This window comes from Streptomyces sp. NPDC055749 (genome assembly GCF_053617235.1).
Genome location: NZ_JBSHFH010000013.1, coordinates 25,696 through 43,750, shown reverse-complemented (window position 1 = coordinate 43,750; position 18,055 = coordinate 25,696). Strand labels below are relative to the sequence as shown.

At 70.2% G+C, this 18,055-nt stretch carries 19 protein-coding genes; 6 read left to right on the top strand and 13 right to left on the bottom strand.

Annotated elements, in window-relative coordinates; all coding sequences use genetic code 11:
- Positions 1 to 121: 121 nt before the first annotated feature.
- Genes xdhC through ACWGO0_RS12410 form a run of 3 tightly spaced genes read right to left on the bottom strand, consistent with a single transcriptional unit; the run spans position 122 to position 4,861 of the window.
- Positions 122 to 931 (bottom strand): xanthine dehydrogenase accessory protein XdhC, encoded by an 810-nt coding sequence (xdhC, locus tag ACWGO0_RS12420; RefSeq protein ID WP_453532509.1) that lies wholly within the window; start codon positions 929 to 931, stop codon positions 122 to 124.
- A 1-nt stretch (position 932) separates the two neighbouring features.
- A complete protein-coding gene (gene xdhB, locus ACWGO0_RS12415; RefSeq protein WP_453532175.1) occupies positions 933 to 3,374 on the bottom strand; it encodes a xanthine dehydrogenase molybdopterin binding subunit in 2,442 nt (813 codons plus the stop codon).
- Entirely contained in the window at positions 3,371 to 4,861 is a 1,491-nt protein-coding gene (locus ACWGO0_RS12410; protein WP_453532172.1) for a xanthine dehydrogenase small subunit, read from the bottom strand. Before ACWGO0_RS12410 ends, xdhB begins: the two co-directional genes overlap by 4 nt.
- Positions 4,862 to 5,276: 415 nt before the next feature.
- Between ACWGO0_RS12410 and ACWGO0_RS12405 the strand changes: the two genes are divergently transcribed.
- Positions 5,277 to 5,921, top strand: coding sequence for a DUF4328 domain-containing protein (locus tag ACWGO0_RS12405; RefSeq protein WP_453532169.1), 645 nt, complete (start codon positions 5,277 to 5,279; stop codon positions 5,919 to 5,921).
- A gap of 46 nt (positions 5,922 to 5,967) precedes the next feature.
- On the opposite strand, the gene ACWGO0_RS12400 is transcribed toward ACWGO0_RS12405, so the two are convergent.
- From ACWGO0_RS12400 to ACWGO0_RS12385, 4 genes are all read right to left on the bottom strand, one after another.
- Positions 5,968 to 6,747, bottom strand: a complete 780-nt coding sequence (locus ACWGO0_RS12400; RefSeq protein ID WP_453532166.1) for an SGNH/GDSL hydrolase family protein — start codon at positions 6,745 to 6,747, stop codon at positions 5,968 to 5,970.
- A 43-nt stretch (positions 6,748 to 6,790) separates the two neighbouring features.
- A complete protein-coding gene (locus ACWGO0_RS12395) occupies positions 6,791 to 7,810 on the bottom strand; it encodes a hemolysin family protein (protein ID WP_453532163.1) in 1,020 nt (339 codons plus the stop codon).
- Positions 7,807 to 9,144, bottom strand: coding sequence for a hemolysin family protein (locus tag ACWGO0_RS12390; RefSeq protein ID WP_453532160.1), 1,338 nt, complete (start codon positions 9,142 to 9,144; stop codon positions 7,807 to 7,809). Before ACWGO0_RS12390 ends, ACWGO0_RS12395 begins: the two co-directional genes overlap by 4 nt.
- 192 nt (positions 9,145 to 9,336) lie before the next feature.
- Positions 9,337 to 9,771: a GNAT family N-acetyltransferase gene (locus tag ACWGO0_RS12385; RefSeq protein WP_453532157.1), complete on the bottom strand. Its 435-nt coding sequence runs from the start codon at positions 9,769 to 9,771 to the stop codon at positions 9,337 to 9,339.
- Positions 9,772 to 9,898: 127 nt separating this feature from the next.
- Between ACWGO0_RS12385 and ACWGO0_RS12380 the strand changes: the two genes are divergently transcribed.
- The 3 genes from ACWGO0_RS12380 to ACWGO0_RS12370 all read left to right on the top strand — a co-directional run bounded on the left by ACWGO0_RS12380 (position 9,899) and on the right by ACWGO0_RS12370 (position 11,068).
- Positions 9,899 to 10,126: an antitoxin gene (locus ACWGO0_RS12380; protein WP_453532154.1), complete on the top strand. Its 228-nt coding sequence runs from the start codon at positions 9,899 to 9,901 to the stop codon at positions 10,124 to 10,126.
- On the top strand, positions 10,123 to 10,494 hold the full coding sequence (locus ACWGO0_RS12375) for a fic family toxin-antitoxin system, toxin component (protein ID WP_453532151.1): 372 nt from the start codon (positions 10,123 to 10,125) through the stop codon (positions 10,492 to 10,494). The genes ACWGO0_RS12380 and ACWGO0_RS12375 overlap by 4 nt, the downstream gene beginning before the upstream one ends.
- A 106-nt stretch (positions 10,495 to 10,600) precedes the next feature.
- Positions 10,601 to 11,068 carry a hypothetical protein gene (locus ACWGO0_RS12370; protein ID WP_453532148.1) on the top strand — a complete coding sequence of 156 codons (468 nt, stop codon included), beginning with the start codon at positions 10,601 to 10,603 and terminating at the stop codon, positions 11,066 to 11,068.
- A gap of 13 nt (positions 11,069 to 11,081) precedes the next feature.
- Here the strand turns inward: ACWGO0_RS12370 and ACWGO0_RS12365 are convergent, their stop codons facing one another.
- From ACWGO0_RS12365 to bioB, 4 genes are all read right to left on the bottom strand, one after another.
- Positions 11,082 to 11,759, bottom strand: a complete 678-nt coding sequence (locus ACWGO0_RS12365) for a class I SAM-dependent methyltransferase (RefSeq protein ID WP_453532506.1) — start codon at positions 11,757 to 11,759, stop codon at positions 11,082 to 11,084.
- A gap of 68 nt (positions 11,760 to 11,827) precedes the next feature.
- Positions 11,828 to 12,514, bottom strand: coding sequence for a dethiobiotin synthase (gene bioD, locus ACWGO0_RS12360; protein WP_453532145.1), 687 nt, complete (start codon positions 12,512 to 12,514; stop codon positions 11,828 to 11,830).
- A gap of 1 nt (position 12,515) precedes the next feature.
- Positions 12,516 to 13,820, bottom strand: coding sequence for an adenosylmethionine--8-amino-7-oxononanoate transaminase (locus ACWGO0_RS12355; protein ID WP_453532142.1), 1,305 nt, complete (start codon positions 13,818 to 13,820; stop codon positions 12,516 to 12,518).
- Positions 13,813 to 14,991 (bottom strand): biotin synthase BioB, encoded by a 1,179-nt coding sequence (bioB, locus tag ACWGO0_RS12350; RefSeq protein ID WP_453532139.1) that lies wholly within the window; start codon positions 14,989 to 14,991, stop codon positions 13,813 to 13,815. The genes ACWGO0_RS12355 and bioB overlap by 8 nt, the downstream gene beginning before the upstream one ends.
- 143 nt (positions 14,992 to 15,134) lie before the next feature.
- Here bioB and ACWGO0_RS12345 point away from each other — a divergent pair, with 143 nt between their 5' ends.
- Complete coding sequence (locus ACWGO0_RS12345) at positions 15,135 to 16,292, top strand: 8-amino-7-oxononanoate synthase (RefSeq protein WP_453532136.1); 1,158 nt, start codon at positions 15,135 to 15,137, stop codon at positions 16,290 to 16,292.
- Here the strand turns inward: ACWGO0_RS12345 and ACWGO0_RS12340 are convergent.
- Complete coding sequence (locus ACWGO0_RS12340; RefSeq protein WP_453532133.1) at positions 16,285 to 16,521, bottom strand: DUF397 domain-containing protein; 237 nt, start codon at positions 16,519 to 16,521, stop codon at positions 16,285 to 16,287. The genes ACWGO0_RS12345 and ACWGO0_RS12340 overlap by 8 nt on opposite strands.
- Before the next feature lie 17 nt (positions 16,522 to 16,538).
- Entirely contained in the window at positions 16,539 to 17,405 is an 867-nt protein-coding gene (locus ACWGO0_RS12335) for a helix-turn-helix domain-containing protein (RefSeq protein WP_453532130.1), read from the bottom strand.
- Positions 17,406 to 17,605: 200 nt separating this feature from the next.
- Here ACWGO0_RS12335 and ACWGO0_RS12330 point away from each other — a divergent pair, with 200 nt between their 5' ends.
- Entirely contained in the window at positions 17,606 to 18,037 is a 432-nt protein-coding gene (locus ACWGO0_RS12330) for an ATP-binding protein (RefSeq protein WP_453532127.1), read from the top strand.
- Positions 18,038 to 18,055: the final 18 nt, after the last annotated feature.

Below are 18,055 nucleotides of genomic sequence, written 5' to 3'. Positions count from 1 at the left end.
CGTGACCTGGGGCTTTCGGTTTTCCATGCCCTGCGCCCCGGTGCTGCGCGTGCCGAAAGGGTGCCCCGCATGTGTGCGTTCGCACGAGCGCGGGGCACCCCTTGCCGATCCGGGCAGAGAGTCAGTCGACCTCGGTTTCGAAGGTGCGCAGCAGATCGGCCGCGACGCTCACGGCGATCGTCGCGGGTTCCTTGCCGGTGACGTCGGCCAGCCCGATCGGGGTCTTGATCCGGTCGATCGTGGCGTCGTCGTGGCCGCCCTCGGTGTGGAGGCGCTTGCGGAACCGTACCCACTTGGCCGCCGACCCGATCAGCCCGATGGAGCCGAGGTGGGTGGTGCGCAGGGCGGCGTCGCACAGAGCGGCGTCCTCGGCGTGATCATGGGTCATGATCAGGATGTGGGTGCCGCGCGGCAGCTCCTCCAGAACCTCTTCCGGCAGCAGCGGCGTGTGATGCACATGCACCTGCGCCACCGCGTCCGCCAGCGCGTCGAGACGTTCCTCGGCGAGCATGTCGGCGCGGGTGTCGATCAGATGGAGGTCGAGGTCCTGACGTGCCAGGATGCGCGCCAGTTCCAGCCCGACGTGGCCCACGCCGAAGACCGCCACCGCCCGTACCACCGGCAGGGGTTCGAGCAGCACCGAGACCGTGCCGCCGCAGCACTGCACGCCGTGCTGGTTGGTCACTTTGTCGTTCAGGGCGAAATCCATCAGCTCCGGCTCAGGCTTGGACGCGGCGATCATCTCCCGGGCCCGATCGATCGCGACGGCCTCGACATTGCCGCCACCGATCGAACCCCATGCCTCGCTCTGCCCCACCACCAGCTTCGCACCGGCGTCGCGCGGGGCATGGCCGCGCACGGTCGCGACGGTCACCAGCACGCCGGACTCCCGGCGTGCCCGCAACCGTGCGACCGCGGCGACCCACGTCATGTCAGGCACCGCTCAACGCTGCTGCGTCGGCGAGGACCTCGCCGTTGGAGGCGTGGCCGTTTCCGGTGTGGCCGCCCGCGGCGAATCCGTTGCGGGCGTGACCGTTCCGGGAGGCATCGCCCTGGCGAGCCGCCTCGATCGCCCAGTACACCGCCTCCGGAGTCGCGGGCGAGGCCAGCTCGACGCTTACCCCGCTCGGCCCGAATTCAGCGGCGGCCTGCCGCAGTGCTTCGCGCACCGAGAACGCCAGCATCAGCGGAGGCTCACCCACCGCCTTGGACCCGTACACCGCGCCTTCCTCGGTGGCGTTCTCCAGAAGCGTGACGTTGAACTCCTCGGGCATCTCCGAGAAGCTCGGCAGCTTGTAGGTGCTCGCGGCCTGCGTCAGCAGCCGGCCGCGGTTGGGCCCGTCAGTGGCGTCCCAGCGCATGTCCTCTAGCGTCAGCCAGCCCGCGCCCTGCACGAAGCCACCCTCGACCTGACCGATGTCGATCATCGGGGACAGGCTGTCGCCGACATCGTGCACGATGTCCACCCGCCGGATGCGGTACGCACCGGTGAAGCCGTCCACCTCCACCTCGGCAGCGGCGGCGCCGTGGGAGAAGTACTTGAACGGCGAGCCCCGGAACGCCTTCGCGTCCCAGTGCAGTCCCTCGGTCCGGTAGTAACCGGCCGCCGACAACTGAACGCGCTGGAAGTACGCGGTGCGCACCAGGTCGTCCCAGGCCAGCTCCTTGTCGCTGCCGAGGCTGCGCGCGACGCCCTCGACGATGCGTACGTCCGAGGCGCTCGACCCCAGCTGGGTGGCGGCCACCTGCGTCAGCCGCTCGCGCAGCTGCTCGCAGGCGTTCTTGATCGCCCCACCGTTGAGGTCCGCCCCGGCACTTGCGGCGGTCGCGGAGGTGTTGGGCACCTTGTCGGTACGCGTCGGGGCGAGGCGCACCTTGTGCAGCGGGATGCCCAGCGTGGTCGCGGCCACCTGCATCATCTTGGTGTGCAGGCCCTGGCCCATCTCGGTGCCGCCGTGGTTGATCAGGACGGAGCCGTCCTTGTAGATCAGTACCAGCGCGCCGCCCTGGTTGAAGGCGGTGAGGTTGAACGAGATGCCGAACTTGATGCCGGTGATCGCGAGAGCCCGCTTGGTGTGCGGGTGGGCGGCGTTGAAGGCGGCGATCTCGCGCTTGCGATCGGCGACGCCGCCGTTCTCCTGGACCTTGTCCCAGACGGCGGAGATCCGTTCGGACTGGGTGACCGGCTGGCCGTACGGCGTCGTCTGACCCTCCCCGTAGAAGTTGCGCTCCCGCAACTCCATCGGGTCCAGGCCGAGCAGCGGCGCGCACCGCCCCAGGATGTCCTCGATGACCAGCATGCCCTGCGGTCCGCCGAAGCCGCGGAACGCGGTGTTGGAGACCTTGTTGGTCTTGGCGATACGGCCGTTGATGTGGGCGTTGGGGATCCAGTACGTGTTGTCGATGTGGCACAGCGCACGCGCCAGGACCGGCTCGGAGAGGTCCAGGCTCCAGCCGCCGTCCGCGGTCAGGGTGGCATCCAGGGCCCGGATGCGGCCGTCGGCGTCGAAGCCGATCTTCCACGTGGCGTTGAACCCGTGCCGCTTGCCGGACATGGTCAGGTCCTGTGTCCGGTTGAGCCGCAGCCGGACCGGCCGGCCGGTCAGCTTGGCGCCGAGCGCGGCGACGGCCGCGAAGCCGTGCGGCTGCATCTCCTTGCCGCCGAAGCCGCCACCCATCCGCAGACACTGCACGGTCACCTCGTGACTGTGCAGACCGAGGACGTGCGCGACGATCTCCTGGGTCTCCGACGGATGCTGAGAGCTGCTCTGGATGAACACCTGCTCGTTCTCGTCGATGAGAGCCAGCGCCGCGTGCGTCTCGAGATAGAAGTGCTCCTGGTCGGAGAACTGGAACTCGCCGGTGAACACGTGCGCGGAATCGGCGAAGCCGGCGTCGACGTCGCCGGTCACCATCAGGGGCCGGGCGCCGTGGAAGCTCTCGGCCGCGATGGCGTCCTGCAGCGTGATCAGGGAGGGCTTCTCGTCGAGTTCCACCTCGACGGCCGCCGCACCGAGCCGGGCCGCCTCCAGGGTCTCGCCGAGCACCCAGGCGACCGCGTGGCCGTAGAACATGACCTCGTCGGGGAACAGCGGCTCGTCGTGCTTCATCCCGGCATCGTTGACGCCCGGTACGTCGGCGCCGGTCAGCACACGGACCACACCGGGCACAGCGAGCGCGGGCTCGGTGCGCAGCGCGGTGATCCTGCCGCAGGCCTTCATGACCTGGACGGGGTACGCGTGCAGTACGTCCTTGGTGCGCTGGACCAGGTCGTCGGTGTAGAGCGCGGTGCCGGTGACGTGCTGGAAGGCACTCTCGTGCGGCATCGAGACGCCGACGACAGGCTTTTCGGGGCGTTCGGAAAGATGACTCATGACGACACCGCCTCAGTGTTTGTCGCGGTCTGCGCGTGCAGCTTCAGCAGGCTCTGGCCCAGCATCGCGGAACGGTAGAGGGCGCTGGCGCGATGATCGCTCATCGGTGTGCCCTCGCCCCGCAGCTCCCGCGCCGCGGCCTCGACGGTCTCCGTCGACCAGGGCTTGCCCTCCAGGGCCGCCTCGGTGGCGAGGGAGCGGATCGGCGTGGCCGCCACGCCGCCCAGGCCGATCCGTGCCTTGCGGACGATCCCGTCCTCGATGTCGAGCGCGAAAGCGACCGCAACGCTGGAGATGTCGTCGAAGCGACGCTTGGCGATCTTGTGGAACGCCACGACCGGCGACAGCGGCAACGGGACGCGTACCGAACGGATCAACTCCCCGGGACGCCGCACGCTCTGCCGGTAGCCGGTGAAGTAGTCGGCCAGCGGGACCTCGCGCTCACCGTCGGCGTCGGCGAGCACCACCGACGCTTCCAGGGCGAGCAGCACCGGCGGGCTGTCACCGATGGGAGAGCCGGTGCCCAGGTTGCCGCCGATGGTCGCACCGTTGCGGATGAGCCGTGACGCGAACTGCGGGAACAGTTCGGCCAGCAGCGGGACTTCGCCGTCGAGGCGGCGTTCGATCTCGGTGAGCGTCAGCGCCGCCCCGATCTCGATGAAGTCGGATTCGACTCGCAGTTCCCGCAGTTCGGACAGCCGGTCGATGCCGATGACGCAATCCGCCCGGCGGGAACGGATGTTCACTTCGACGCCCCAGTCGGTGGAGCCTGCGACCACCACGGCGTCGGGCCGCTCGCGCAGCAACTGGAGCGTTTCCGCAAGGGTGTTCTTCCGCAGGAAGACGCTGTCGCCCTGGGTGTACTCGGTGGCGACCGGTGCGGGCGGGGACTGCTCGCGACGCTGCGCGAGCGGGTCGTCGTCCGCGGGCGCACCAACGGCGTACGCGGCATCGCGAATTGGGCGGTAGCCGGTGCACCGGCACAGGTTGCCGCTCAGCGCGTGCAGGTCGAAGCCGTTCGGACCGTGCTCGGCGTCGGTGCTGTCGGCCGAGTCCGCGCCGTCGCCCGAATCGGCGTGCGCGCAGCGGTCGGGACGGTAGTACTCGGAGGCCATGCTGCAGACGAATCCCGGGGTGCAGTAGCCGCACTGGGAGCCGCCGCGGACCGCCATCTCCTCCTGCACCGGGTGCAGGGTGGCCGGCGTGCCGGGCGCGCCGGCGGTGGCGAGGCCCTCGGAGGTAATGATCTCCTGACCGTCGAGCGCCGCGGCCGGGACCAGGCAGGCGTTGACCGCCACCCAGTCGGTGGGCTTGTTCACCCCGGGACGGGCCACCAGGACCGAGCAGGCGCCGCATTCACCCTCGGCGCAGCCCTCCTTGGTTCCGGTGAGGCCACGCTCGCGCAGGAAATCCAGTGCTGTGGTGTGGGGCGCAGCCGGTGAAATCGGCGCTTCTGTCCCATTGACCGTGATTCGCGCCGCTACCATGACAGGCCCTCGATTCCGTGCGAGATCTGTCGATTCATCATGTTCGCCAATTTCAGGCAGCTTTCTGTGTTCAGACGCGCCACGTGAGAGGAGTGGGCGCAGAAAGGCACGCAACAGCGACGTGCCGGAAGATGTTCAGGGGAAACCTGGAATGTGCCACGAACGGGCACATCAGAACGGCGCGATCAGCAGCCGTGCGCGATCCGACCCGGAACCCAGACAGTGCACTGGGCGAGGCGACCAAGATCAGAGCTGGTGTACATCCGCTGGTCGCCTCCTTCCGGAAGTTTTGGGTCGGCGATTACCGCAAACTAGTGGCTCGGGCCACAGAGGTCAAGGGTTAGGATCCTGCCTCGTCACCGCGTGATCCGGCAGAGGTCCGCTGGGGGTACCGAACCGTGGGGGGTTCCACGTCATGTCCGTTCCGCAACTGCGTTCGCCGGCAGGGCTCTCGTACGCTGCCGTGGCCCTGCTGGGTCTGTGCGCGCTGACCGACGTCCTTGAGGTCCTGCTCGCCCTCTCCGCGACGGCGCAGTCCGGCCTCGTCGTGGATCCTGGCCGTTTCGACACGCGCTACGCGTTGCTCGTGGGGATCCAGGGGCTCGCCTACGTCGCCTGCGGAATCGTCTTCTGTGCCTGGTTGTGGCGGGTCCGGGTCAATGCCGAGGTCTTCCGTCCCGACGGCCACAAGCACAGCCGCCCCTGGATCTGGTGCGCCTGGTACGTCCCGTTCGTCAATTTCTGGTATCCGCGCCGCATCGTCGTGGACATCTGGCGAGCCGGCACGACCGAGCGGTCCGGCCCCTCGGGAACGGGGCTCATCAATCTCTGGTGGGGATTCTGGCTTCTGGCCCAGACCGTGATGCTGGCAGCCCCCGAGATGGCTGAGAAGGACATGGGGACCCCCGCCTTCGACACTGCCGTCGCGTTCGCGATCGCTTACTCGCTCCTGGACCTGATTGCCGCGTGCCTGGCCGCCGCGATGGTCCGCAGGATGACCTCGATGCAGCACGAGAAGGCCATGGCGGGCCCATCACTCAGCCCTGAGCCCGCGCCCTGAGCCCGCATAGACGCGGTCCGCAGCACTCCGCCGCCTCACGCGACGTTCAGCCGAGCGGCGGCTCGTACGGCAGCAGGTCCGCACGCTTCGGCGGTCGTCCGTCGCCGGAGGACCGGCCGGTCAGGCGCCGCCCGATCCACGGTGCCAGATGCTGCCGGGCGAACCGGACGTCGTCGACCCGGCGCACCGCCCAGCGCGGCAGCACCGTCGCGGGCATCGGTGTACGCCAGTCCTGCTCGGCCGGCAGCCCCAGCGCCTGCCACACAGCCTCGGCCACCCGGGAGTGCCCCTCCGCGGTGAGATGGAGCCTGTCCACATCCCACATCCGGGGGTCGCCCAGCGACTCCGCACCGTACAGATCGACCACCAGCGCACCGTGCCGGTCCGCCAGCTCGTCGATCAGGGCGAACAGCTCCTCCATCCGCGGACGGAAGCGCTGCATCACCGGGCCGTTGCGCCCGGGGCTGCGCATCAGCACGAGCTGTCCGCACGAGGGCGCGAGGCGTTCGACCGCTTCCTCCAGCCGGGCCCGCACCATGCCCATGTCGCACTTCGGCCGCAGCGTGTCGTTGAGGCCGCCCACGAGTGTGACCACGTCCGCCTTCATGGCCGCGGCGACGTCCACCTGCTCGTCGACGATCTGGCCGATCAGCTTCCCGCGCACGGCGAGATTGGCGTACCGGAATCCGGGGCTGCGGGCCGCGAGCCGGGTGGCCAGGACGTCGGCCCAGCCCCGGTACGAGCCGTCGGGGAGCAGGTCCGACATGCCCTCGGTGAAGGAGTCGCCGACCGCGACAAGACTGGTGTAGGAAGCATTCATTTCCATGGCCCAGCGATTCTACCGTGCGGTAACCCGCTGCTCCCAGGACTCAGCGCCCCTGGGAACGTCCCACCAGCTCACGCAGCACGTCCTCCATCGTGACGAGCCCGGCCAGCCGGTCGTCCTCGTCGACGACGGCCGCCAGGTGCGTGCGACTGCGCCGCAGCGCGGTCAGTGCGTCGTCGAGCGGTGTCGACGCCCGCACCCGGGCGATCGGCCGCATCGCCGTCACCGGGAACGGGACATCGCGCGGTGTCGCGTCCAGCGCGTCCTTCACATGGAGGTAGCCGAGGATCCGCTCCTCGCTGTCCATGACGGGGAAGCGCGAGAATCCGGTCTCCGAGGAGAGCCGCTCCAGATCCTCGGGCGTCGTTCCGACCCGGGTGGACACCACCTGGTCCACCGGCAGGACGACATCGCGGACCGGGCGCCGGCCCAGCTCCAGCGCGTGCCGGAGCCGTTCGGCCGAACGGTCGTCGACGAGACCGGCGTCGCCCGCGTCCTTCACCAGCCGGGCCAGCTCGGCGTCGGAGAAGGTCGCGGACACCTCGTCCTTCGTCTCCACCCGCAACAGCTTGAGCAGCGCGTTCGCGAAGGCGTTGATCGTGAAGATCACCGGGCGCAGGCCCCGGGCCACCGCCACCAGCGGGGGACCGAGCAGCAGTGCGCTGCGGGCCGGCTCGGCGAGCGCGACGTTCTTGGGCACCATCTCGCCCAGGAGCATGTGCAGATACGTCGCCACGGACAGGGCGATCACGAACGACAGCGGATGCACCAGGCCGTGCGGCACACCGACCGCGTCGAAGACGGGCTCCAGCAGATGCGCGATGGCGGGCTCGGCGACGATACCCAGCACCAGCGTGCACAGCGTGATGCCGAGCTGCGCAGCCGCGAGAAGCGCCGACACGTGTTCGAGGCCCCAGATGACACTGTGCGCACGCTGGTTCCCGGCCTCGGCCTCGGGCTCGATCTGGCTGCGGCGTACGGAGATCATCGCGAACTCCGCGCCGACGAAGAAGGCGTTGACCACCAGGGTCAGCAGGCCGATGAGGAGCTGGACGGCGATCATCGTTCGTTCTCCGTCAGCTCGTGGGAACCGGCAAGCGGCGCGTGCAGGAGCGCACGTGCGGCGCGGCGCCCGGATGCGTCCACCACATCGATGCGCCAACCGGTCAGTTCGACGGTGTCACCCACCACCGGGATGCGTCCGACCTCGGCGGCGATGAGCCCGGCGAGTGTTTCGTACGGCCCGTCCGGTACCCGCAGCCCGATCCTCATGAGCTGGTCGGTGCGGGCCGCGCCGTCCGCGGACCAGAGTGTGCGTCCGTCGGCGTCCTCACCGGCCGGAGCGAGGTCCGGCGTCTCGTGCGGATCGTGTTCGTCGCGTACCTCGCCGACGACCTCTTCGACGATGTCCTCCAGTGTCACGACGCCGGCCGTGCCGCCGTACTCGTCGATGACGACAGCCATGGCCAGCTTTCCGGACAGCCGGTCGAGCAGCCGGTCCACGGTGAGCGTCTCCGGTACGAGCAGCGGCTCCCGCAGCATGTCCGAGACTCTTTTGCGGGGCCTCTCGTCGGCCGGGATCGCCAGCACGTCCTTGATGTGGGCGACTCCGACGACGGAATCCAGGTTGCCCCGGTAGACGGGGAAGCGGGACAGCCCGGTCGCGCGCGTCGCGTTCGCGACGTCCTCGGCGGTGGCCTGCAGTTCGAGCGCGGTCACCTGCACGCGCGGGGTCATCACGTTCTCGGCGGTCAGCTCGGCCAGGTTGAGGGTGCGTACGAAGAGCTCGGCGGTGTCCGCCTCCAGCGCGCCCTCCTTCGCGGAGTGCCGTGCCAGCGCCACCAGCTCCTGGGGGCTGCGGGCGGAGGCCAGCTCCTCGGTCGGTTCGAGGCCGAAACGGCGCACCATGCGGTTCGCGGTGCTGTTGAGGTGGCTGATGAACGGACGGAAGACGGCGGTGAACGCCCGCTGAGGAGTGGCCACCGCCTTCGCCACGGCCAGCGGTGACGAGATCGCCCAGTTCTTCGGGACGAGTTCACCGACCACCATCAGGACCACGGTGGACAGGGCGGTGCCGAGCACCAGCGCCACCGAGGACGCCACACCGGGGGAGGCGCCCAGTGCTTCGAGGGGGCCGCGGATGAGCTTCGCGATGGATGGTTCGGCGAGCATGCCGACGACCAGATTGGTGACGGTGATGCCGAGCTGGGCGCCGGAGAGCTGGAAGGTGAGGCTCCGTACGGCCTTGAGGGCGCTCGCGGCGCCCCGCTCCCCCCGTTCGACGGCCCGTTCGAGCTCGCCGCGCTCGACCGTGGTCAGAGAGAACTCCGCCGCGACGAAGGCCCCGCACGCGAGCGAGAGCAGTACCGCCACGAGAAGCAGGAGCACTTCGGTCATCGGTTCACCTCCGTCCCATGATCGTGCAGGGGCAGGAGGATCGCGCGATGGACGCGATGTCGGCTACTGGGAGGCTCGCCCATGGGCGGACGCTCACACCTTTCGAGGGGGTCGGACGGATGACAGGACATCGTAAGGGCCGCCGGGGCAGTCCGTGCGCCGTGCGTGTGCGGCGACGCCCCGCCCATGGTCTCAGCCGTTGAGGGGCTTCACCCAGCGGCTCCATTGAGGCTGAGGCGCGTACCCGGCGGCGCTCCAGGCATGCCGTGCCAGGTCATTGTGGTCGAGGACCATGGCGTCGCCCCGTCGCCCGCCGAGCGCGGTGAACCGTTCCTCTGCCGCTGCCAGCAGTGCCGCGCCGATGCCACGACGGCGCCGGCCGGGATGGACCGCGAGCCGGTACAGATGGCACCGCCAGCCGTCGAAGCCCGCGATGACGGTGCCGGCCAGGACGCCGTCGCGCTCCGCGAGGATCAGGGCGCCGGGGTCGCGGTCGACCAGCCGCCGGATGCCGTCCTGGTCGTCGCTGATGCTGGTGCCCTCGGCCGCCACCTTCCAGAAGGCGAGAACCTCGTCCAGGTCGGTGGCTTCGGCAGCACGTATCGCAAGATCATTCATGTCGGCCATCCCATCACCGGGCGGACGGGGCCGTCGACCCGATTCCGGCATGCGAGCAGGCCCTGCCGAACCATGTGTACGGGGCACGGCACGGCTCCCCTTGCTGGTGCTAGCAAACGCGCGCTAGCGTGATGGGGTGCCCAAGACTCAGTTGAACGTACGAGTGGACGAGGCCACCGCCGAGGCCGCGCGACAGCGTGCGCTGCAGAGGGGGATGAGCGTGAACCGCTATATCGAGGAGCTCGTGAAGCAGGACGCGGGCGAAGTCGGACACACCTTCGTCGAGGCCGCGGCCGACTTCATGAAGCAGTACGAGTCGGTTTTCGCGGAGGAGTTCGGTGCGGAGGGCGAAGGAGCCCGTTGAACCTGAAGATCGACCTTTCCTGGCTGCTGATGGTCGCCGAACACAAGACGCCCGGTGATCCGCAGGTCGTCGACTGGGGTGCGCTGGTCGCCGCGGTCAGCCGGCACGAGGCGGAGATCTTCGGCAGCCCCGTCTACAGCGACCCGCACAGCCGGGCCGCCGCCCTGCTGCAACTCCTGCTCCACGTGCCCGCGCTCGAACACTCCAACGCGATGTTCGCATCGGCCGTGGCCTACGGCTATCTCGTGGCCTCCGGACTGAAGGTCATCACCTCGCCCGAGCAGGTGCGCGACCTGGCCAGGCTGGTCAAGGAGGGCAAGGCGGACCTCCGGGCCATCGCCGACGAACTACGGCAGTGGAGCGTGTGACTCCGTATCCCGCCTCCCGGAACACCCTCTTCCGTGCCCGCGCGTGGCTAACGTCGCGAGCATGACACGCATAGCGCGCCTGCGAAGCTTGGGACGAACCAGACGGATGACGATCACCCTGGTCGGCACGACGGCCGCGGTGATCCTCGGTGTGAGCGGCGCTATCGCCGCCGGCGCCCCGGACGACGGGAGTACGGACACCTCGGGCGGTACGACGGTGGGTGTGACCGGCGGGTCGGGCGGCGACCCGACTCCCGTACCCCCGGACCCATCCGGCGGAGCGGACACCGGTACGGCCAGCGGGTCCGGCGGTACGGACGCCGGATCGGACGCCGGAACAAGCACCGGAGCGGACAGCGGCGGCACCGACGGCGGTTCGGGCAGCGTAGGCGGAGGGGAACCGACCGGATCCCCAAGCCCCACCCCCACGTCCCCCGCCGATCTCGCCGAACTGTCCGAACGCATCGGCGAACTCGAAGCAAAAGTAGACCAGTTGCCGACCAAGCAGGAACTGGCCGACGCCCTGCGGGCCTTCGCCGACCAGCTCGACAGCGGCGGGGAGGACGACGACTGACACGACTGACGCGTCAGTCGTCCGAGAACGGCCGGCGGGCCACGCCCAGGACGCAGGGGGAGGAGGGGAGTTGTATCCCCTTCTCCGGAATCCGCAGCCTGCGGTACGTACCCATCTCGAAGCCGGCCGCCTCGATCGCGGCAATCGTGTCCCGTGCCGTGTGACAACCGCCGAAGAGCAGCGGCCAGACCGTACGGTCCGCCATCCGCTGCGTCGTCGCCAGCGCACGGCCCGGGGCCAGCCCGTGCTCGAAGAAGCGCAGCTCGCCACCGGGCCGCAGCACCCGCCTGATCTCGGCCAGCGCGCGCGGCAGATTCCGTACGGTGCACAGGACCAGGGAGGCCACGGCCGCGTCGAACGCCTCGCTCTTCACCGGCAGCGCCTCGGCCGTGCCGGGCACCACGTCCACCGGGACCTCCGCCCGCAGCGCGGCGCCGGCCGCCAGCTGCCGCAGGCTCCGTTCCGGCTCGATCGCCACCACCTCGGAGACGGCCGCCGGGTAGTGCGCGAAGTTCAGACCGTTGCCCGCGCCGATCTCGATCGCCCGGCCGGACAGGCCGGCCAGCAGCTCCGCGCGAAAAGCGGCCACGCCGCCCCGATCGTCGGCGGCCACACTCATCCGGGCGTAGAACCGGGCGAAGACGGGGTGGTGCACCGCGTCCCGCGGGATCTTCGTACTGCGCAGCTGCATGGCGGCCTCCTCGAGGAACACGTACGGCTTCTTCGATTCTCCCCCGTACGGGCCCGCTCAGCCGGTCGTCAAGGCATTCGGTGCCCGCCGAGCTCCGCGGTCAGCCAACTCGCCGCCCGCGCACGGAAGTCCCGCGGCGCCAGTGATCCCGCACCGGCGGGTACCGCGCCCAGCAGCGGTGCGCCCGCCGCGACCGGCAGATCGTCGATATTGCACAGGGACGCCAGATCCGGTTCGGCCGGCATGCTGCCCACCACCACACCCAGGCACTCCAGACCACGGGTCCGCAGAGCCTCCGAGGTCAGCGCGGTGGAATTGAGCGTTCCGAGCCCCGCCGGAGCCACCACCAGAACTGGAGCGGCCAGCAGCCCGGCCACGTCCGCGAGCGTGGAGCCCTCGTCGTCGAACCGTACGAGCAGACCGCCCGCCCCCTCGATGAGGACGAGATCGTGATCGGTCGCCAGTTTCCCGGCCGCCTCGGCCACCTCGTACGGACGCACCGGTGTCAGACCGGACCTGCGCGCGGCGGTCGCGGGTGCCAGCGGCTCGGGGAACCGGGCCAGTTCGACCGGAGTGACATGACCGCCCGCGAGCCGTACCACCTCGGCCGCGTCCCCGGGCTCGCCCGGGGCCAGCCCCGTCTGGGCCGGCTTGAGCACGGCGACCCTGAGGTCCCGCGCCGCCGCGGCGACGGCCGCGGTCACCACGGTCTTGCCGATCTCGGTGCCCGTACCTGTCACCACCAGAATCGTCATCTCAGCCCTCCCGCGCCGCAGCGCACACCGCGCGGCAGATCATCGCCACATCGTCATCCCCGGTCACATAGGGCGGCATGGTGTAGACGAGGCCGCGGAACGGCCGCAGCCAGACCCCTTCCCGTACCGCCGCCCTGGTCGCGGCCTCCATGTCCACCTCATGATCCAGCTGTACGACGCCGATGGCGCCCAGCACCCGGACGTCCCGGACCCCGGGCAGCCCGGCGGCCTCCGCCAGACCGGCCTGCAGCCCCGCGCCGATCCGCTTGACCTCCTGCTCCCAGTCCTGGCCAAGCAGCAGATCCACGGACGCGCAGGCCACCGCCGCGGCGAGCGGATTCCCCATGAACGTCGGGCCGTGCGCGAGCACGGGCACCTCGCCGCTGGAGATGCCCTCCGCCACCCGCGAGGTGCACAGCGTCGCCGCCATCGTCAGATAACCGCCGGTCAGCGCCTTGCCGACACACATGACGTCCGGCGAGACGCCGGCATGTCCGGCCGCGAACAGCTTGCCCGTGCGCCCGAAACCCGTCGCGATCTCGTCGAACACCAGCAGCACGTCATGCGCGTCGCACGCCTCGCGCAGCACCCGCAGATACGCGGGCGAGTGGAACCGCATGCCGCCGGCGCCCTGCACCACGGGCTCCACGATCACCGCGGCCAGCTCATCGGCATGGTCCGCGATCATGTTCCGCAGATGCTGTACGTAGGCGTCGTCCGGTTCCGCGTCGAAGCCGTCCGGCGGCGCGTCCGCGAAGACCTGCCGGGGCAGCGCGCCCGACCACAGCTCGTGCATCCCGCCCTCGGGATCGCACACCGACATCGGCTGCCAGGTGTCCCCGTGGTAGCCGCCCCGCCAGGTCAGCAGCCGCTGCTTGCCCGGCCGTCCGGCCGAGCGCCAGTACTGCAGGCACATCTTCACCGCGACCTCGACCGACACCGAACCCGAGTCGGCGAGGAAGACGTGCTGCAGGGGCTCCGGGGTGATCTCCACCAGCCGGGTAGCCAGCCGCACGGCGGGCTCGTGCGTGAGCCCGCCGAACATCACATGACTCATCCGGTCCAGTTGACCGCGTGCCGCCTCGTTGAGTACCGGGTGGTTGTAGCCGTGCACCGCCGACCACCAGGACGACATGCCGTCGACCAACTCGCGCCGGCCGTAAGCCTCTTCGGCGAGCCGGAGCCGTACCCCGGACGCGGACTCCACGACCAGCGGTTCCTGGCGGCCCGGCATCGGGCCGTAGGGATGCCAGACGTGAGCCCGGTCCAGGGCACGCAGCTCGGCAGGGGAGAGCGGCTCAGGCATTGGGCGCGAGGTCCGTACCGGCACCGCGGCGGCGGACCGCCACCAGGTCCGTGCGCGCGGCCGGCACCTCGGGGGCGTCGGCGGCGGGCTCGGCGGCAGGCTCGTCGGTGGGTTCGCCGCAGGGCGCGCAGCCTCCTTCGTGCGAGCCGCAGCCGCCGCCGGCCTGCGCACGGTGCTGGGGGAGCGTCGTCGTACCCGCGCCCTCCACCTCGAAACCGGCATCCGCGATCATGTCCAGGTCGGTCTGGCCGGCCTGTCCCTCGCTGGTCAGGTAGTCACCCAGGAAGATCGAGTTGACCAGGTTCAGGGCGAGCGGCTGCATCGAGCGCAGATGGACCTCGCGACCGCCCGCGAGCCGCACCTCGACGTCCGGGCAGACGAACCGGACCATCGCGAGAATGCGCAGGCAGCGCTGCGGGGTGAGGTTCCACTCCTTCGCGAGCGGGGTGCCCTCGAACGGGATCAGGAAGTTCACCGGAACCGAGTCCGGGTCCAGCTCACGCAGCGCGAAGACGACATCGACCAGGTCCGCGTCGCTCTCGCCCATGCCCGCGATCAGCCCCGAGCAGGCGGAAAGACCGGCGGCCTGCGCGTGCTGCACGGTCTCCACCCGGTCCGCGTAGGTGTGCGTGGTGGTGATCTCCCCGTACGTCCCCTCGGACGTATTGAGATTGTGGTTGTACGCGTCGGCGCCCGCGGAGCGCAGCCGCTCGGCCTGCCCGTCGGAGAGCAGACCGAGACAGGCGCAGACCTCGACGCCCTCGTTCTGGTCCTTGATCGCCTCGATGGTCTGCGACACCCGGTCGACGTCGCGGTCCGTGGGACCACGGCCGCTCGCCACCAGGCACACGCGCTTCGCGCCGCCCGCCACCCCGGCGGCTGCCGCCTTGGACGCCTCGTCCGGTTTCAGCCAGGTGTACTTGAGGATCTCCGCCTTGGAGCCGAGCCGCTGCGAACAGTACGAGCAGTCCTCGGGGCAGAGCCCGGACTTCAGGTTGACCAGATAGTTCAGTTTCACGCGCCGCCCGAACCACTGGCGGCGTACCCGGCCCGCGGCGGCCACCACGTCGAGCAGTTCGTCGTCTGAGGTCGCCAGCACGGCGAGCGCTTCTTCGCGGGTCGGCAGTTCGCGCCGCAACCCCTTGTCCACCAGCGTGTTCAGCAGGTCCATGGCGATGATCCTGACGTACGGCACGCCCTTCGGCCAAGGAGGAACCAGACAGAACAGGCGGCGAAGGGTGTGGGTATTGCCACACCCTGACCCGCTGCGCCCGCGGCTAGGGTCTGTGAGCTGCCTACAAAAGGGACCACCTCATGTCCTTCGCCCCGTTCGACTGGATCGACGACGAGGCCCGCCGCCGTGCCGCGGCCGGGCTCGTCCGCACGCTTCGCCCGCGACCGGCCGAAACGGAACTGCTGGACCTCGCCAGCAACGACTATCTGGGCCTCACCCGGCACCCCGAGGTCACTACCGCCGCCGCCGACGCGGCGCTGCGATGGGGTGCGGGCGCCACCGGATCGCGACTCGTCACCGGTTCCACCGCCCTGCACGCCGCGCTCGAACAAGAACTGGCCGCGTTCTGCGGGTTCGAGGCGGCCCTGGTGTTCTCCTCCGGGTACGCGGCCAACCTCGCCGCCCTCACCGCGCTTTCCGGCCACGGCTCGCTGATCGTCTCCGACGCGGGCAACCACGCCTCGATCGTCGACGGATGCAGGCTCTCGCGGGCGGCGACGGCCGTGGTGCCGCACGCGGAGCCCGACGCGGTGCGCAAGGCCCTGCACGCGCACGACGGGCGAGCACTGGCCGTGACGGACTCGGTCTTCTCGGTGGACGGAGACGCCGCTCCGCTGGCCGCGCTCGCCGAGGCGTGCCGGGCCGAGGGCGCCGCCCTGCTGGTCGACGACGCGCATGGTCTCGGCGTTCTCGGGGAAGGTGGGCGCGGCGCGCTCGCCGCCGGGCTCGCGGGCGGCGAGGGGATCGTCGCCACGCTCACCCTGTCCAAGTCCCTGGGCAGCCAGGGTGGAGCGGTCCTCGGACCGGCCCGTGTCATCGACCACCTGGTCAACACGGCGCGCACGTTCATCTTCGACACCGGACTCGCCCCCGCGGCGGCCGGTGGCGCCCTGGGCGCCCTGAACCTGCTGAAGCGGGAACCGGAGCGGGCGGGCAGGGCCCGCGCCGTGGCCACGGCGCTGTACGAACGGCTGACCGCGGCCGGACTCACGGCGGCCCGCCCCGACGCCGCGGTGGTGGCTGTCCGGGCACCGTCGGCGGACACGGCCGTGCGCTGGGCGGCCGACTGCCGGGCTGCCGGAGTCGTGGTGGGCTGCTTCCGGCCGCCGTCGGTGCCGGACGGGATCTCCCGGCTGCGGCTGACGGCACGCGCCGATCTGACGGAGGACCAGATCGCGATCGCGGTGGCGACGATCGTACGTACCGCTCCCGACGGGGCGTCGGCTCCGGTCAGCTGAGCGGGAGGCCGTGCCGGCCGCCCAGCCCGTCCAGCCCGGAGACGAAGGAGGTCCAGGCCGTCGCGGAGAAGCGCAGCGGCGGCCTGTCCACGTCCTTGGAGTCCCGCACGGCGAGCTGCTCACCGCCGAGCGGTGCGGCTTCCACGCAGTTGTTCATTCCGGTACTGCGGCTGCTGCGGCGCCACATCGGTCCGGGAGCCGACACGGGCGGTGCGAGGCGGTCGGACATGGTGCCCCCTCGGGGAGTCAGGCGGTCCGGTCGCCGCGGAGGATCGCGGCGATCAGGTCCAACGAACGCTCCGGCGACAGCGCGTGCGCCTGCAGGGTGCGGAAGGCCGAGCTGTACGCCTCCAGGTCTTCTTTCCGCTCCAGATAGAGGCTACTCGTCAAGTGGTCAAGAACGACCACATCCAGATCAGAAATGGTCGGAAACGAGAAGATAACGAAAGGCCCGGTGAGTCCGACGTGGCCACCGACGCTGAACGGCAGTAACTGAAGCCGCACATGGGGCAGTTGGGCCACCCGTGACAGATGACGCAGCTGCGCGTCCATGACCCGGGGACCGCCGACCTCGCGCCGCAGCACCGCTTCGTCGAGCACGGCGCTCAGCCTCACGGGCGGATCCGCGCGCAGCACTCCCTGCCGGGCGAGGCGCACTTCGACCAGGGAGTCGAGCTGTCCGGCCGGCAGCCCGTCCAGCGAGGCCGTCGTCACCGCACGCGCGTAGTCGGCGGTCTGGAGCAGGCCGGGCACCACGGAGGTCTCCAGCGTGCGCACGGTCCCGGCCTGGGACTCCAGACTGATGAAGTCGCGGTACTGGGGCGGGATGAGACCGCGGTACGCGTGCCACCACCCCGTACCGCCGCCGCCCGCAGAGCCGGCGAGCGCTTCGAGGAGCGAGCGCAGCTGCCTGTCGTGCACGCCGTAGGCGTCCAGCAGCCGGGTCACATCGGCCGGTGTCACACCGCTGGTGCCCGTTTCGATCCGGCTCACCTTCGACTGGTGCCAGCCGAGCAGCCGTGCGGCCTCCCGGCTCGTCAGTCCGGTCGTGTGGCGCAGACTCCGCAGCTCCTCACCGAGCTTGCGCCGTCGCACCGCGGGGCCGTGCCGCATCGCCGGTCTCCCTCCTCCGTCAAGGGCGCCAGTGTGCCGTCCAAATACAGTCTTCCGTGGCAGAGTTCACCACTTTGGGCGACAGATATATGCATATCTTGGTGGATCGCCGTTACAGAGGGCGGCATCAGTGGCAATCTGGCGCGAAGCACAACCCGGCCGACCTCGGGTCGGCCGGGCCGGGAAGGGACGGCGTCGCCATGGCAGACCATCAAGAAGCATCCGTCACTCTGCCGAGCGATCCGGTCTCGGTCTCCTCGGCGCGCAGATACGTGGCCCGGGTACTCACCGAATGGGGCCTCCCGGACGACACCGAGATCGCCGACAGCATCCGCCTGATCGTCTCCGAACTGGCCACCAACGCGGTGCAGCACACGCTCGGACAGTCGCCCACCTTCACCGTGGACCTCCGGCTGGACCGGGACGAGGAACTTCACCTGGGGGTGACGGACAGTCACCCCCGCTGGCCCAGGCGGCTGCCCGCGGCCGTTCAGCAGGACAACGGGCGCGGCATGGTCATCATCCGCTGTCTGGCCAAGGAGTGCGGCGGGCGGCTCACCGTCAGTCCCACGGCCGAGGGCGGCAAGACGGTCTGGATCGCGCTCCCGTGGACCGTCCCCGTCCAGACCTGATCCCGGGGTGACCGCCGG